General features: G+C 68.0%; 16 protein-coding genes. 11 read left to right on the plus strand and 5 right to left on the minus strand.

Features of this window, described 5'->3' with window-relative positions; all coding sequences use genetic code 11:
* Positions 1-21: 21 nt before the first annotated feature.
* Complete coding sequence (locus tag ABFP37_RS10985) at positions 22-537, minus strand: DUF4188 domain-containing protein (RefSeq protein ID WP_347033606.1); 516 nt, start codon at positions 535-537, stop codon at positions 22-24.
* Positions 538-634: 97 nt separating this feature from the next.
* Between ABFP37_RS10985 and ABFP37_RS10990 the strand changes: the two genes are divergently transcribed.
* Positions 635-1,210 (plus strand): TetR/AcrR family transcriptional regulator, encoded by a 576-nt coding sequence (locus tag ABFP37_RS10990; protein ID WP_260680877.1) that lies wholly within the window; start codon positions 635-637, stop codon positions 1,208-1,210.
* 146 nt (positions 1,211-1,356) lie between these two features.
* Here the strand turns inward: ABFP37_RS10990 and ABFP37_RS10995 are convergent, their stop codons facing one another.
* On the minus strand, positions 1,357-2,049 hold the full coding sequence (locus ABFP37_RS10995) for an ATPase (RefSeq protein ID WP_078029894.1): 693 nt from the start codon (positions 2,047-2,049) through the stop codon (positions 1,357-1,359).
* The gene (locus ABFP37_RS11000) at positions 2,042-2,698 is read right to left on the minus strand and encodes a helix-turn-helix domain-containing protein (protein WP_347033607.1); all 657 of its coding nucleotides are present in this window, start codon (positions 2,696-2,698) and stop codon (positions 2,042-2,044) included. Before ABFP37_RS11000 ends, ABFP37_RS10995 begins: the two co-directional genes overlap by 8 nt.
* Positions 2,699-2,854: 156 nt before the next feature.
* Between ABFP37_RS11000 and ABFP37_RS11005 the strand changes: the two genes are divergently transcribed.
* On the plus strand, positions 2,855-3,835 hold the full coding sequence (locus ABFP37_RS11005) for an RluA family pseudouridine synthase (RefSeq protein WP_347033666.1): 981 nt from the start codon (positions 2,855-2,857) through the stop codon (positions 3,833-3,835).
* A gap of 25 nt (positions 3,836-3,860) precedes the next feature.
* Here ABFP37_RS11005 and ABFP37_RS11010 read toward each other — a convergent pair whose 3' ends face one another.
* The gene (locus ABFP37_RS11010) at positions 3,861-4,436 is read right to left on the minus strand and encodes an O-acetyl-ADP-ribose deacetylase (protein ID WP_078029891.1); all 576 of its coding nucleotides are present in this window, start codon (positions 4,434-4,436) and stop codon (positions 3,861-3,863) included.
* 78 nt (positions 4,437-4,514) lie between these two features.
* Between ABFP37_RS11010 and ABFP37_RS11015 the strand changes: the two genes are divergently transcribed.
* Positions 4,515-5,144 (plus strand): VTT domain-containing protein, encoded by a 630-nt coding sequence (locus ABFP37_RS11015; protein ID WP_078029994.1) that lies wholly within the window; start codon positions 4,515-4,517, stop codon positions 5,142-5,144.
* 25 nt (positions 5,145-5,169) lie between these two features.
* Here the strand turns inward: ABFP37_RS11015 and ABFP37_RS11020 are convergent, their stop codons facing one another.
* Complete coding sequence (locus ABFP37_RS11020) at positions 5,170-5,475, minus strand: hypothetical protein (RefSeq protein WP_078029890.1); 306 nt, start codon at positions 5,473-5,475, stop codon at positions 5,170-5,172.
* A 216-nt stretch (positions 5,476-5,691) separates the two neighbouring features.
* On the opposite strand from ABFP37_RS11020, the gene ABFP37_RS11025 reads away from it, so the two are divergent.
* From ABFP37_RS11025 to ABFP37_RS11060, 8 genes are read left to right on the plus strand one after another with little or no spacing between them, the layout of a single operon-like run.
* Positions 5,692-6,021, plus strand: a complete 330-nt coding sequence (locus ABFP37_RS11025; RefSeq protein WP_078029889.1) for a hydrogenase maturation nickel metallochaperone HypA — start codon at positions 5,692-5,694, stop codon at positions 6,019-6,021.
* Positions 6,022-6,024: 3 nt separating this feature from the next.
* Positions 6,025-6,939 carry a hydrogenase nickel incorporation protein HypB gene (gene hypB, locus ABFP37_RS11030; RefSeq protein ID WP_078029888.1) on the plus strand — a complete coding sequence of 305 codons (915 nt, stop codon included), beginning with the start codon at positions 6,025-6,027 and terminating at the stop codon, positions 6,937-6,939.
* A 31-nt stretch (positions 6,940-6,970) separates the two neighbouring features.
* Positions 6,971-8,029: a hydrogenase expression protein HypE gene (locus ABFP37_RS11035; RefSeq protein ID WP_078029887.1), complete on the plus strand. Its 1,059-nt coding sequence runs from the start codon at positions 6,971-6,973 to the stop codon at positions 8,027-8,029.
* Between the two features lie 45 nt (positions 8,030-8,074).
* A complete protein-coding gene (locus tag ABFP37_RS11040; RefSeq protein WP_078029886.1) occupies positions 8,075-9,868 on the plus strand; it encodes a nickel-dependent hydrogenase large subunit in 1,794 nt (597 codons plus the stop codon).
* A 6-nt stretch (positions 9,869-9,874) separates the two neighbouring features.
* Positions 9,875-10,861, plus strand: coding sequence for a NifU family protein (locus tag ABFP37_RS11045; protein WP_347033608.1), 987 nt, complete (start codon positions 9,875-9,877; stop codon positions 10,859-10,861).
* Complete coding sequence (locus ABFP37_RS11050; protein ID WP_347033609.1) at positions 10,858-11,541, plus strand: DUF5947 family protein; 684 nt, start codon at positions 10,858-10,860, stop codon at positions 11,539-11,541. The genes ABFP37_RS11045 and ABFP37_RS11050 overlap by 4 nt, the downstream gene beginning before the upstream one ends.
* The gene (locus ABFP37_RS11055) at positions 11,538-12,194 is read left to right on the plus strand and encodes a DUF6084 family protein (RefSeq protein WP_078029883.1); all 657 of its coding nucleotides are present in this window, start codon (positions 11,538-11,540) and stop codon (positions 12,192-12,194) included. The genes ABFP37_RS11050 and ABFP37_RS11055 overlap by 4 nt, the downstream gene beginning before the upstream one ends.
* Complete coding sequence (locus ABFP37_RS11060; protein ID WP_347033610.1) at positions 12,191-13,693, plus strand: hypothetical protein; 1,503 nt, start codon at positions 12,191-12,193, stop codon at positions 13,691-13,693. Before ABFP37_RS11055 ends, ABFP37_RS11060 begins: the two co-directional genes overlap by 4 nt.
* Positions 13,694-13,821 lie beyond the last annotated feature (128 nt).

Here is a 13,821-nt window from a genome sequence, read left to right on the forward strand (position 1 = left end):
TCGCGGGGCCGATTGCGCGTCTTAGCCCTTCCCGGACGGACTGCCCGCGACACGCCCCGCCGGCCGGCCCATGCGCTGCTTCGCCGTGTTGCTGCCGGCACCGACCGGCACATGCGTCGTAGCCTTGGCCAGGCCAAAGAGCGGCATCCCGTTGTAGATGACCTCGATCCCGGCGGCGGGCACCTGGTACGTTTCATGCCACACGCCGACATCACCGGTTCCGGCAACCTCCTTCATGAAGCGGCGCCAGGGTTCCAGATGCGGGGACTCCCTGTCCGCCGCAAATTTGCGCAGGTGCTCGGGGCTTTCCCAGTAGCTGAGCAGCATGGTGGTACGCCCGAACCACTGCTCGCATCCCAGCATGCCGGACGCCGGATCGCCCGCCAGGTGCCAGAGCATCCTGGGCATGGTGGCAGCCACCTTGGCGACGGTGGCGGCCTTCCACCACCGGTTCGCACGCATGCCGATCAGGAATACGGTCACCGACTCGCGCTCCGGGTCGGCGGTGTAGCGGCCCGGGAATACCTGTTGTGCCATGGCTGCTCCTTGTGTGGTCCTCATGTTCAGCGTGGTCGCCACATGTCCTGCGTTTCATAACGCTGTTACGAAACAAGGTTATGAAACAATGGACACCATGGCAAGACCCGTGGTGCACAACGATTCACTCAGACAGGAACTCCTGGCCGCCACGGCGGACCTCGTAGACAGGGAAGGGCCGGCGCGTGTCACGCTGCGCGATGTCGCGTCCGCCGCGCAGACGTCCACCAGCGCCGTCTATTCGCTGTTCGGCGGAAAGTCCCAGCTGCTGACTGCGGTGGTGGACGACGGATTCCGGTCGTTCCGCGACTCACAGGTGGCCGCGGCGCCCGGCGGCCTGCCCGCCCTCGGCGTGGCCTACCGGACCTGGGCGCTGGAGCATCAGGCCCTCTACCGGCTGATGTTCGGCGGCGCGCTGGCGGCGTACGTCGAGTGCCAGCCCAGCCCCGACGCCGCCGCAGACGCCATGGCCCCGCTGATTGAGTCCGTCGCTTCTGCCCAGGCGGCCGGCACCTTACGGCCAGCGCACGTGGACGTGATCGCCTCGGCCATCTGGGGACAGGTTCACGGCCTCGTGAGCCTGGAGTTGGCCCAGGTCGGGCCGCCCCACACCGACTGGGCAGCGGTCTACGCCTCGGCGCTGGATGCCGTCGCCCGCGGCTGGGCCGCCTGACACGCCCGCCGGCATCCCCCGACACTCAACCTGCGCGGCGACACGCAAACGGCCCGGCGACACCGGAATTCGGGTGTCGCCGGGCCATTTGCGCCTCCCGCGGCAACAGGCGCGTCGCGCCCGGGTCGCGCTCCGGTGCTGAGTGGCTACGCGTAGACCCGTTCGAGGAACCGGCCCCAGGCCGAGGCCGTGGCCGCGGAGTCGCCGGCACCGCCGAAGTCGTGCGCGGTCATGCCCACGGGGGCGCCGAAGGAGTTGCGGCCAAAGAACCGGTACAGCGCCTCCCCGGTGCGCAGGCCCAGGAAGTGCTCATTGGCGAAGTCCACTTCCCCCGAAAGCCGCCCCACGCCGTCGAGCTCCACGTCGACGGCGTCACCGGCGGACGCGCCTTCCACCCCCAGCGCCTTCTTCAGCCGCGCAAAGCCGTCCGGGGACTGGGACGACGCCGGCGCCTGCACGTCCGTGAAGACCACCGGCCTGCCGTCGAAGTGCTTGAGGTACTGGCCCAGGGTGTGAAGGTAGAACTCGGTGTGCTTGCTGGCGCCGTCGTACTGCTCATCCCAGTTGTCCACGAAGATGCCGCTGTGGACGTAGTGGAGTTTGGCGCGGCCGCCGTCGAGCGGTTCCAGCACGTGCTCCAACTGGTTGAACCAGCCGTCAGGCCCGTCCATCCTGGTCACGAGACGGCTGGGGTATTCGTCCACCGTCCGGACGGCGGGCCATTGGTCCGTAGGGAACATCCACGCCGGGGTGTCCTTGGTAACGGCTTCCCAGACGCGCTCGGGGGTGCCGGGCAATTCGGCGTCGTACACGATCTCGAATTCGCGGTTGTCAGTCATTGTCCTGCTCCTTAGCTGATACTGGCTTTGTTGTTGACGTTGGGGCGGGTTTGGGCGTCGGGTGAAGGGCGACGACGAGCCGGTGCCCGCGGCCGCGCGGACCGCCGGCACCGGTGCCGGCGGCAGCACCGCCGTCGTGATATTTGTCCACGAGGCGGGTGACGGCGACACCCAGCTCCTCGGCGAAAGCGGCGCGGTCCGCGGCGGAGCGGAAGGTGATCTCGCCGTCGATCGCGAAGGTGGCGAGTTTCTGGCGGGCGGCCGCGGCACCGGTGATGAGCTTGCCCACCTCCTGGACCATCCGGCCTGCCAGCGCCAGCAGCCAGAAGGCCGAGAACCGGTCCGAAAACCGGTGCGGATCCGGCGCCACGGAGGCAAGCGCCGCGGGTGAGATCAGGTACGAGGCCGCCGTCGCCTGCACCACGCGTTCGGTGACGTTTCCCTTGCGGCGCTCCTCGACCAGCTCCACTAGCCCGTGCCGCTCCAGGGCCTTGAGGTGGTAGTTCACCTTCTGCCGCGGCAGGCCCACCCTCCCCGCAAGCTGCGTGGCGGACCAGGGTTCGGCCAGCTCGTGGAGAATCCGGGTGCGGATCGGGTCCAGGGAAGCCTCCGCGGCCGCGGGGTCCTCGATCACTTCGATGTCCAACATGCTTCCACTGTGCCTACCGACAATTTTATTTGTCAAGAACTTTTTTACCGTCGGTGGCCGTTTCGACGGTTCCCTGCCGGTTCGACGTCGGGCTGCATTTAGGGCGCAGGGAACCGTCGAAACGGCGGGAGGAGGCGCCGGTAGAATGGACCGGTGATGCAATCCCCCCTTCCCGTGCGCGACGGCGTGAACGCCACCCGCCTGCGGCTGCCGGACGAGGGGCCCTGGACCACCGCAATGGACTACATGATGCACCGCTGGGGGCACATCGACCCGCAGGGCATCGAGGACCGGTTCGACGCCGGCGAGATCGTGGGCGAGGGCGGCATCCCGCTGGACCGGCGCACCCGGCTCGAGGACCACACCTTCATCTGGTACTACCGCACCCTCCCGCCGGAGACGCGGCTGCCCGTGGAGCTGAACATCCTGCACCAGGACGATCACATCCTCGTGGTGGACAAGCCACACTTCCTCCCCACCACGCCCGGCGGAACGTACATCCAGGAATCGGCGCTGGTCCGGCTCCGGAACCAGCTCAACCTCCCTGATCTCATCCCGATGCACCGGCTGGACCGCATGACTGCCGGCATCCTGCTGCTCTCCACCAACCCGGAAACCCGCGGCAACTACCAGGTGCTGTTCGAGAAACGCCAGGTGCAGAAGGAATACGAGTGCGTCGCCGCCGCCGAGCCGGCTGCCGGGCATCCCGCCGTCGACTTCCCCGTGGTGGTCCGGAACCGGATGACCAAGTCCCGCAGCTACCTGCTCGCCGAGGTGATCGACGGCGAGCCCAATGCGGAGACCCGCATCGACCTGATCAGGACGTTCGACGGCGGGACTTCCGAAGGCGGCCCGCCAGCCTCGGGTTCTTCCGACGGCGGCCCGCCCGCCTCCGTTTCGCGCGCGCTGTACCGCCTCGAGCCGCACTCCGGGAAGACGCACCAGCTCCGGGTGCACATGGCCTCGCTGGGCCTGGGCATTTTGGACGACGCGTTTTACCCGGACCTGCTGGACAAGGCCCCGGACGACTACACCAAGCCGCTCCAGCTGCTGGCCCGCGGCATCCGATTTGTCGACCCCATCACCAGGAAGCCGGTGGAGTACCGCAGCCGGCTTGAGCTGAGCGAAGTCCGCTGACAGCGGCAGTTCCGCCCACGCCGGGTTAGCTCCGGCCGCCGCCCGCCTCAGCGGGACCAGCTGCGGACGGACCAGCACCGCCGCTAAGGACGTCGCGGAAAATCGCCGCCACCTCGGCGCTGAACAGGACGAACTCCACCAGCACCACGCCGGGCTCAATCGAGCGGCCCGCATACCCGCGGACGGCCTCGAGCGCCACCTGCGCCACCCGGCGGGCATCCCAGCCATAGACGCCGGCACCGACCGCGGGGAAGGCGACAGACCGCGCGCCGAGGCCCTCGGCAATCCGCAGGCTCTCGGTGAAGCAGGACGCCAGCAGCGCGGGGTTTGTCTGGCCGACGTGACGGTTGGGCCCGACCGTGTGAATCACCCAGGTGGCCGGCAGCCGGAATCCCGGAGTGGCCACGGCCGCCCCGACCGCCAGGCCGTTCTGCAGCTCGCCGGAGCGCAGCAGCCGGCATGCCTCGAGCAGCTCCGCCCCTGCCGCCCGGTGAATGGCGCCGTCCACACCGCCGCCGCCCATGAGTGACGAATTTGCCGCGTTCACGATCGCATCCACGGGCCGCGCGGTGATGTCACCCTGAACAATCTCGATCCTCATGCTGCCAGTGTGGCACCGCGGCCCGTCCCGGCGAAGGACTGCGCAGCGTGGGGGCGCCAAGTGCGATACGTTGTGCGAATGGACTTCGGCAACGCGGACACCTGGGGAGCCGCGATCTACTTCTGGATCATTCCGGCGGTTCTCGGGGATGCCATTTTTCCGCCCATCCCGTCGGAGATGGTCCTGATCACCGGCGGGGCGCTATCCGCGGAGGGCCGGGCCAACCTGTTCCTGATCGGCAGCCTGTCCGCGGCGGCTTCGTGGCTCGGCGACGTCATAGTGTTCCAGCTGTTCAAACGCCGCCTCAGCCATGTCCTGGACCATTGGCCGTGGGGCCGAAAAGTCCACCGCGGCATCCACGAAGCCATCGCCAAGGCTGGACGTTCCTCCACCTACGGCGCCATCATCGGGGCCCGGTTCATTCCCGGCGGCCGGCTTGCCACGTCCGCGGCGGCCGGCATCGCCGATGTTTCCACCCGCGGCTTCAGTCTGTGCGCGGGACTGGGCGGGGTGCTCTGGGCGACCTGGCTGGTGGGCCTCGGCTATTTCACCGGCTCCGCGACCCGCCTGCCGTTCTGGGCGAGCTCACTGATCGGCCTGGGCGTGGGCCTGGTGATCGGGGCCCTGGTGGGCGTGATCGCCACGCGTCGGCGCGGCAGCCGGTCCCCCGTGGACGAACCGGACGGGCCGGCCGGCCCGCTCCCCTGAGCAGGACAACCGGCTCACGGGTCAGTCAGACGGGCGCCCAGCGGCCGCGGTTCCGGCGGAGCACGGAAAGCGAGCCGGTCACCGCAACGCGTTCGACGGCGTCGCGCATCATCGCTGCCGACTCCCGGGCCTGGCTGTTCTCACCGCTGTATTCGGTGGCTTCCACGAGGAAACGCAGGTTCAGTTGGGGCACGCCGCCCGCCAGTTCCAGCTGGTTGGATTCCACGTGGTGGCGGGTGCCCAGGGCCTCCACGGCGGCCGCCATCACGGCTTCGGGAGGGTTGCCCGGCTTGAGCCCGGTGATCTTGAGTCTGGTCTGGAACGACGGCATCCTCCAACCTTAACGTCTGCCAAAACGTCTGCGCGACCGGGCGGTTGAGGCCCCGGGATCAGGCTTCCAAGGGCCTCAGCTGTCCGTTGGCGGAGGGTGCCTGGAAGGGCGCTGACGGGATGACTTCGCCTACTCGCGGCAGGACGGGACCGTGTCAGTTTTGGATGGTTGCGCTTTATCCGGGGCGAGCCTATCTTGGCAGGAAGGAGTGCCGCCATGCATGAACTTTCCATCACGCAGGGCCTTGTGGACGCCGTTCTGGACCGTACAGGCGAACGGACGGTGACCGCGGTCAACCTGCGCGTCGGCACCCTCTCCGGCGTACTCCCGGATGCCATGCGGTTTTGTTTCGACGTGGTCTCTGCGGGAACCCCCCTGGCGGGCGCGCGGCTGTGGATCGACGAGCCCCGAGGGCTGGCCCGGTGCCGCACTTGCCAAGGCGAATTCGAGTTGCCAGACCTGATCCTGCTTTGCCCCTGCGGAAGTGCGGACGTCGAAATTCTCCACGGCCGCGAACTCATGCTGATGTCGGTGGAGGTGGCGTAGAAGATGTGTACAACGTGCGGCTGCGGCGACGAAGCGAACACCCGGGTCTCAAGCCTCGAGGGAACAGGGCACACACCGGAGCATGAGCAGCTGCGCCTCCACGTCAATGACCCCGGCCACCCGCACCCGCACCCGCACGATCACGAGCACAGCCACCCGCATGATCACGATCACGGTCCGGATCACGGTCCGGGTCATCACCACCCGTCCCCGAACACGGAAACCATCTCGCTGGAACAGAATCTGCTGGCCAAGAACGACCTGCTGGCGGCAAGGAACCGTGGCTGGCTGGAAGGCCGTGGCATCCGGGCCTTCAACGTGATGAGTTCGCCCGGCGCCGGCAAGACCACCCTCCTGGTCCGCACGTTGGCGGATCTGGGCGAGAGCCTCCGCGCCGGCGTCATAGAGGGGGACCAGGAGACGTCCCTGGACGCGGACCGCATCCGCGCGGTGGGCCGGCCGGTCATCCAGATCAACACCGGCGCCGGCTGCCATCTCGACGCCGACATGCTCCGGCGCGGGCTCGACGCCCTGGACCCCGGGCCGGGCTCCACAGTCTTCATTGAAAACGTGGGCAACCTGGTCTGCCCCGCATTGTTTGACCTTGGCGAGACAGCCAAGGTGGTAATCGTCTCCGTGACGGAAGGTGATGACAAACCGCAGAAATACCCGCACATGTTCATGGCAGCCGACCTGGTGATCATCAACAAGTCGGATCTGCTCCCGTATGTCGATTTCGACGTCGACGCGTGCCTGCGCCGCATCCGGCAGGTCAACCCGCGGGCCGAATTCCTGACAGTTTCGGCCGCTACAGGCGAAGGTCTCCGCGCCTGGTATGACTGGCTCGGCGGCACCACATCCCGGTCAGGCATTTCCCGGTCAGACTCCTTGACTGATTCGCTGACAGACGCTCACTGAGCCCCTCCCGGGGCCACCGAAAGAGGCACCGATGCCTACTGAAACATCCCTCAAGGCCGAAGAAGCCCTCATCCACGTGCTGTGGATCAACGCCGGACTCAGTTGCGACGGCGATTCGGTCGCCCTGACGGCCGCCACACAGCCCAGCGTCGAGGAGATAGCCCTCGGTGCACTGCCCGGCTTGCCCCGGATTGCCATGCACTGGCCCCTGATCGATTTCGAGTGCGGGCCCCAGGAAGGGGCCGATGACTTCCTCGAGTGGTTCCGCAAGGCGGACCGCGGGGAGCTGGAGCCGTTTGTCCTCGTGGTCGAGGGCTCCATTCCGAACGAAAAACTTCACGAGCCGGGCGGATACTGGTGCGGGTTCGGCAACGACCTCGAGACCGGCCAGCCCATCACTACGAGCGAATGGCTGGACCGCCTGGCGCCGAAAGCCACGGCGATCATCGCCGCCGGCACCTGCGCAACGTACGGCGGCATCCACGCCATGGCGGGAAACCCCACCGGGGCGATGGGAGTTCCGGACTACCTCGGGTACGGCTGGAAGTCCAAGGCGGGCATCCCCATTGTGTGCGTCCCCGGCTGCCCCATCCAGCCGGACAACCTCTCCGAGACCATGACCTACCTGCTTTACCAGGCCACCGGCCAGGCCCCGATGATCCCGCTGGACGACAACCTGCGGCCCACCTGGCTGTTCGGCAAGACCGTCCATGAAGGCTGCGACCGGGCGGGCTACTACGAGCAGGGCGATTTCGCCACGGAGTACGGCTCCCCCAAGTGCATCGTCAAGCTCGGCTGCTGGGGCCCTGTGGTCAAGTGCAACGTGCCCAAGCGCGGCTGGATGAACGGCATTGGCGGCTGCCCGAACGTCGGCGGGATCTGCATCGGCTGCACCATGCCGGGCTTCCCGGACAAGTTCATGCCGTTCATGGACGAGCCGCCCGGCGGCAAGCTTTCCACCAGCACCATCCGCCCCTACGGATCTGCCATCAGGGCCCTCCGAGGCATCACCACCCACACCCTGGACCAGGAGCCCAAGTGGCGCCGGCCCGGGCGCGAGCTCCTCACCGGCGCCCAGCGCACCTGGTAACCACCCCACTTCCAGACAGGCGAACTTCCAGACAGGCGAAGCACAATGACCTCCACGATTCCAATGAATTCCGGGAGCGGAACGGGCAACAACAACCTGGTGGAGATGAACTGGGACCCCATCACGAGGATCGTCGGCAGCCTCGGCATCTACACCAAGATCGATTTCGAGAACAACCAGGTGGTGGAGTGCAAGAGCACCTCCTCGATCTTCCGCGGCTATTCCATCTTCATGAAAGGCAAGGACCCGCGGGACGCCCACTTCATCACCAGCCGCATCTGCGGAATCTGCGGAGACAACCACGCCACGTGTTCCTGCTACACGCAGAACATGGCCTACGGAGTGAAGCCGCCGAACCTGGGCGAATGGATTGTGAACCTCGGCGAAGCGGCCGAGTACATGTTCGACCACAACATCTTCCAGGAAAACCTCGTCGGCGTGGACTACTGCGAAAAGATGGTGTCGGAGACCAACCCCGGCGTCCTGGCGAAGGCGGAAAACACCCGGGCTCCCCGTGAAGGCGAGCACGGCTACCGGACCATCGCGGACATCATGCGGTCGCTGAACCCGTTCACCGGGGAGTTCTACCGGGAGGCACTCCAGGTCAGCCGGGCCACACGCGAGATGTTCTGCCTGATGGAGGGCCGCCACGTGCACCCGTCCACGCTGTACCCGGGCGGCGTGGGCACGGTTGCCACCATCCAGCTGATGACCGACTACATCACCCGCCTCATGCGGTACGTCGAGTTCATGAAGAAGGTCGTTCCCATGCACGACGACCTGTTCGACTTCTTCTACGAAGCCCTGCCGGGCTACGAACAGGTGGGCCTGCGCCGCACGCTGCTGGGGTGCTGGGGCTCGCTCCAGGACCCGGACTACTGCAACTTCGAGTACAAGGACATGACCGAGTGGGGCCGGAAGATGTTCGTCACGCCAGGCGTCGTGGTGGACGGGAAACTCGTCACCACTGATCTGGTGCGGATCAACCTGGGCATCCGGATCATGCTCGGTTCGTCGTACTACGAGGACTGGGAAGACCAGGAAATGTTCGTCACCCATGATCCGCTGGGCAACCCCGTGGACCGCCGCCACCCCTGGAACCAGCACACGAACCCCAGGCCGCAGAAGCGGGACCTTTCGGAGAAGTACAGCTGGGTCATGTCCCCGCGCTGGTTCGACGGCCAGGACAACCTGGCGCTGGACACCGGCGGCGGCCCGCTGGCCCGGCTCTGGGCCACGGCGCTCGCCGGCCTCGTGGACATCGGCTACATCAAGGCCACCGGCAGGAGCGTCCAGATCAACCTGCCCAAGACGGCGCTGAAGGGGCCGGTGTCCTTCGAATGGAACATCCCGCAGTGGAGCAACACCCTGGAACGCAACCGGGCCCGCACGTACTTCCAGGCCTACGCGGCCGCGGCTGCGCTGCACTTCGCGGAAAAGGCACTGGAGGAAATCCGTGCCGGCCGCACCAAGACCTGGGAAACCTTTGAGGTCCCCGATGAGGCGATCGGCTGCGGCTTCACGGAAGCCGTTCGCGGCGTCCTCTCCCACCACATGGTGATCCGCGACGGCAAGATCGCCAACTACCACCCCTATCCGCCGACCCCCTGGAACGCGAGCCCCACGGATTCATCCGGCACCGCCGGACCGTACGAGGACGCCGTGCAGGGGCAGCCAATCTTCGAGGAGAATGACCGCGAGCACTTCAAGGGCATCGACATCATGCGCACCGTCCGCAGCTTTGACCCCTGCCTCCCCTGCGGTGTCCACATGTATCTAGGCAACGGCCAGACGCTGGAGAAGCTGCACTCCCCCACCCAGACGCTCACCGGCGAGTAACAGGCAATGGCAGGCGGTGACCGGCCGCTGCAGACCGGCGACCGGATCGGCACTCTCCTCGACGCCCTCGGGGCCGGCGGGGCGGTGGCCCGCGGCCGGGCCGAGGACCTAGTCCGGCAGGTGACCGACCTCTACGGGGCCGGCCTGCAGCGGATCCTGGAAATCCTCGACGACCAAGGCAAGCTCGACGACGCGACGCTGGCGGCGCTGACCGCCGACGACCTCGTGTCCGGCCTGCTGGTGGTCCATGGCCTGCACCCGCTATCCGTGCAGGCGCGCGTCGCCGGGGCCCTGGACAGCGTCCGGCCCTACCTGGGATCGCACGGCGGCAACGTCGACCTGCTGGGCATCAGCGCGGAGGGCGTGGTCCGGCTGAGGCTGCTCGGCACGTGCCAGGGCTGCCCGTCGTCGTCCGTCACACTGAAGTTCGCCGTCGAGGAGGCGATTGAATCCGCGGCACCGGAGGTGACCGCGATTGAAGTGGTCGAAGAGGAAAAGCCGGCCGCCACTCCGGCACTAATTCCGGTGGACGCACTGCTGGTCCGGGTCAACCGCCCGGCGGAGGGCGCGCCCGCGGACGCCTGGCATGAAATGAACGGCGGTACGTGGGAGGCGGTGCCGGAGATCGCCGGGCTCGAGCCCGGCGACGTGGCCGGCTTCCTGATCGCCGGCTACGCGGTGCTCGCATGCCGGACCGGGCAGGACGTCTACGCCTACAGGGACTATTGCCCGCGCTGCACCGGCTCCATGGCGGGCGCCACGCTGCAGCGGGCCCTCGCGGCGCCGACGGGCGGCGGCCTGCTGCGCTGCCCCACCTGCCGCGGACACTTCGACGTACGGCAGGCGGGTTCCTGCCTTGAAGACAGGAGCCTGCACCTGGATCCGCTGCCCCTCCTGGTCCGCGGCGGCGTCATGTCCGTGGCCGTGCCCTTGCCGCAGGAGAAGGCGGCTGACGTGAACGGGGTGGATGCCATGAACAGGGCGCTGACATGAACACAGCCCCCGGGGCCGGCGGCCTGCCCGTGGCATTGCTCCGCAGGATCGCCACCAGCCGGCCGGCGCCCGTGGCCGGCGAGCGCTGCGAGATGTGCGGCGAACCCATCGCAGAGCAGCACCAGCACGTGGTGGACCTGGAGAGCCACGCCATGATGTGCACGTGCCGACCCTGCTACCTCCTCTTCACCGACAGCGCCGCCCACCTCCGGTACCGTGCTGTGCCGGACAGGTACGTCTCCTTTCCGGACTTTGAACTTGGCCCGGGCCAGTGGGATGAGCTGGAGATTCCGGTCGGCCTGGCCTTCTTCTTCCGCAGTTCCAAGCTTGACCGGACAGTCGCGTTCTACCCCGGCCCCGCCGGCGCGACGGAATCCGAGCTGCCCCTGGAGGCCTGGGGCGCCGTGCTGGCCCGCAATCCCTCCCTGGGAATGGCAGCCCCGGACACCGAGGCGCTGCTGATCCGCGGCCCGGGGCCGGACAGGCCCCAGGCCGATTGCCACCTCGTCCCCGTGGACGCCTGCTACGAACTCGTGGGGCAGCTGCGCCGCCGCTGGCGCGGGTTCGACGGCGGGCAGGAGGCCCGCGAGCAGCTCGCCGCGTTCTTCGACCGCGTCAGCAGCCGCAGCAAGCCGGCGCCCGGGACCAACCGCGGTTCCCTGGCGGGGGGCCCGCCGTGACCGAGCTGACCTTCGGCGTCGTGGACATCCAGCCGGAGCCCTACGCCGCGGCCCCGCAGCTAACCGCACGGCTGCGGCTCACCGAGGCCACTGGAGCCGTGGTCCATGCCATCGCCCTGCGCTGCCAGGTCCGCATTCTGCCCCAGCGCCGCGGCTACGAGCCCGAGGAGGAGGACGGGCTCCTGGATCTCTTCGGTGATCGCGGCCGCTGGCCGACCACCCTCAAGTCATTTCTCTGGATGCAGTGCAGCACCATGGTGCAGGGGTTCACCGGGAGCACCGAGGTGGACCTGCCGCTGCCCTGCACGTTTGACTTCGACGTGGCAGCGGCCAAGTACCTGCATGCCCTGCGCGGCGGCGAGATCCCCCTGGAACTGCTGTTCTCCGGAACCGTCTTCACCAAGGGCGCGGCCGGATTCGGCGTGGAGCAGGTGCCGTGGGACCTCGAAGCCTCCTACCGGCTTCCCGTGGCGGCCTGGCACCGGCTGATGGACCAGTATTTCCCCAACGCCGGCTGGATCCGGCTGGACCGCGACGTCCTGGCGGCCCTGTCGCATTACAAGTCGGCGCGGGGCCTGACGTCCTGGGAGGCCGCGGTGGAAGCCCTGCTGGCCAAGGCAGCCGCCGGCGTGAGCGGAGACCCGCTCCGATGAACATGAGCCTGAGCCTCGCCCGCGCGGTGGCGGATGCCGTCCTCTACGAGGGCTACCTGCTGTACCCGTACCGCGCGTCGTCGCAGAAGAACCAGGCCCGCTGGCAGTTTGGCATCCTCGGTCCGCCCGGCGCCGCCGAGGCCGGCGCCGGGGAGGAACCGCACATGTTCGCCGACTGCCTGCTGGCCCCGGGTCCGCAGGCAGAGCTGGAAGTCCATCTGCGCTTCCTGCAGCTGCAGTCGCGCGTCGCTGAAGAAGCGGACGACGGCGGCGGGTTCAGGCCGGTGGATGAGCTCGCCGTCGGTGCCGCGCGCTGGCTGAGCTGGGACGAGGCCGTCGAACAGGAAGTCAGCCTGGGACCTTTTTCCGTGGCCCGGCTCCAGGAGGCAGGACGGGTCCTGCCGGTGACCGTTCCCGCGGGCCGGGACGTCGAGGAGCTCGCCGGCAGCGTCGGCCAGGCTGCCGGCCGGCTGGTGCGCCGCCGTCGTGCCCTGCACGGGGAAGTCAGGCTGGAGGCCACCGCCATGACGGACGGGCTCCTGCGGCTGAGGGTAGCGGCGGCGAACACCGCGGCGGCACTTGCCGCGGCCGGCGGCAGGCAGGACGCCATCGCCGCGTCCTTCATCGGCGCGCACCTGCTGCTGAGCCTGCGGGACGGGGACTTCGTGTCGCTGCTTGAACCGCCAGACGCGGCGCGGGCAGCCGCGCGGTCCTGTTCCCAGCACCGCTGCTGGCCGGTTCTGGCCGGGCCCGAGGGGCAGACGGACGTGCTGCTGGTCTCGCCCATCATTCTTTACGACCACCCCGCGGTGGCCCCGGAAAGTTCCGTGGCACTGTACGACTCGACGGAAATCGACGAGATCCTCACCCTGCGCGTGCTGACGCTGACCGACGAGGAGAAGACTGAGGCACGGGCCACGGATCCGCGCGCGGCGGCGATCATCGACCGCTGCGAAGCGATGTCGCCGGAAGAGCTCCAGCAGCTTCACGGGATCCTGCGCAATCCCCGCGCCTTGGCCGACCCGCCGGGGCTCACCTGGCCGACGGCCGTCGCCTCCGACGGTGCCGCTACCGATGGCCCAGCTACAGGGGGCCAAGCTCCAGGGGGCGGCGCGTCCGGGACTTCACCCGGCGGCAGAATCGAGGACCGGCCCTGGTGGGATCCGGAGGCGGATGCCAGCGTTCGGCCGGACGAGGACGCCGTCGTGATCAACGGGGTCCCGGTGGCCCGCGGCAGTCGCGTGCGCGTGAATCCCAGCCGGCGGGCTGATGCGCAGGACCTGTTTTTTGCCGGTCAGACCGGACGCGTCACGAGCGTCCATTTCGACGTCGACGGCAGCACCCATGTGGGCCTGGTGCTCGAGAAGGACCCGGCCGCGGACCTCCATGAGGGCTACGGCCGCTCGTTCTACTATGCGCCCGAAGAACTGGAACCGCTCGATCCGATGCGGCCAGGAAGCGGTCCCGGGATCCGGGAGGGAAAGGAAAAGCCGCAATGAAAGCAATAGGAATGGCGACCGTAACGGTGATGGCGGCGATGGCACTGTGGGCTGTGTATACGGGGATCCGTGCAGTTCCGGACATCCAGCGCTACCTGAAAATAAGGCAGATGTGACCTCCGGCGGCA

The sequence above is a fragment of the Burkholderia sp. RS01 genome, from assembly GCF_039748055.1.
In the GTDB taxonomy this organism is placed as follows: Bacteria; Actinomycetota; Actinomycetes; order Actinomycetales; family Micrococcaceae; genus Arthrobacter.

What these genes read in the sequence shown, in the direction of transcription:
- ABFP37_RS10985 (WP_347033606.1), bottom strand. Translation starts at nt 537, where the DNA reads ATGGCACAACAGGTATTCCCGGGCCGCTACACCGCCGACCCGGAGCGC.
- ABFP37_RS10990 (WP_260680877.1), top strand. Translation starts at nt 635, where the DNA reads ATGGCAAGACCCGTGGTGCACAACGATTCACTCAGACAGGAACTCCTG.
- ABFP37_RS10995 (WP_078029894.1), bottom strand. Translation starts at nt 2,049, where the DNA reads ATGACTGACAACCGCGAATTCGAGATCGTGTACGACGCCGAATTGCCC.
- ABFP37_RS11000 (WP_347033607.1), bottom strand. Translation starts at nt 2,698, where the DNA reads ATGTTGGACATCGAAGTGATCGAGGACCCCGCGGCCGCGGAGGCTTCC.
- ABFP37_RS11005 (WP_347033666.1), top strand. Translation starts at nt 2,855, where the DNA reads ATGCAATCCCCCCTTCCCGTGCGCGACGGCGTGAACGCCACCCGCCTG.
- ABFP37_RS11010 (WP_078029891.1), bottom strand. Translation starts at nt 4,436, where the DNA reads ATGAGGATCGAGATTGTTCAGGGTGACATCACCGCGCGGCCCGTGGAT.
- ABFP37_RS11015 (WP_078029994.1), top strand. Translation starts at nt 4,515, where the DNA reads ATGGACTTCGGCAACGCGGACACCTGGGGAGCCGCGATCTACTTCTGG.
- ABFP37_RS11020 (WP_078029890.1), bottom strand. Translation starts at nt 5,475, where the DNA reads ATGCCGTCGTTCCAGACCAGACTCAAGATCACCGGGCTCAAGCCGGGC.
- ABFP37_RS11025 (WP_078029889.1), top strand. Translation starts at nt 5,692, where the DNA reads ATGCATGAACTTTCCATCACGCAGGGCCTTGTGGACGCCGTTCTGGAC.
- hypB (WP_078029888.1), top strand. Translation starts at nt 6,025, where the DNA reads ATGTGTACAACGTGCGGCTGCGGCGACGAAGCGAACACCCGGGTCTCA.
- ABFP37_RS11035 (WP_078029887.1), top strand. Translation starts at nt 6,971, where the DNA reads ATGCCTACTGAAACATCCCTCAAGGCCGAAGAAGCCCTCATCCACGTG.
- ABFP37_RS11040 (WP_078029886.1), top strand. Translation starts at nt 8,075, where the DNA reads ATGACCTCCACGATTCCAATGAATTCCGGGAGCGGAACGGGCAACAAC.
- ABFP37_RS11045 (WP_347033608.1), top strand. Translation starts at nt 9,875, where the DNA reads ATGGCAGGCGGTGACCGGCCGCTGCAGACCGGCGACCGGATCGGCACT.
- ABFP37_RS11050 (WP_347033609.1), top strand. Translation starts at nt 10,858, where the DNA reads ATGAACACAGCCCCCGGGGCCGGCGGCCTGCCCGTGGCATTGCTCCGC.
- ABFP37_RS11060 (WP_347033610.1), top strand. Translation starts at nt 12,191, where the DNA reads ATGAACATGAGCCTGAGCCTCGCCCGCGCGGTGGCGGATGCCGTCCTC.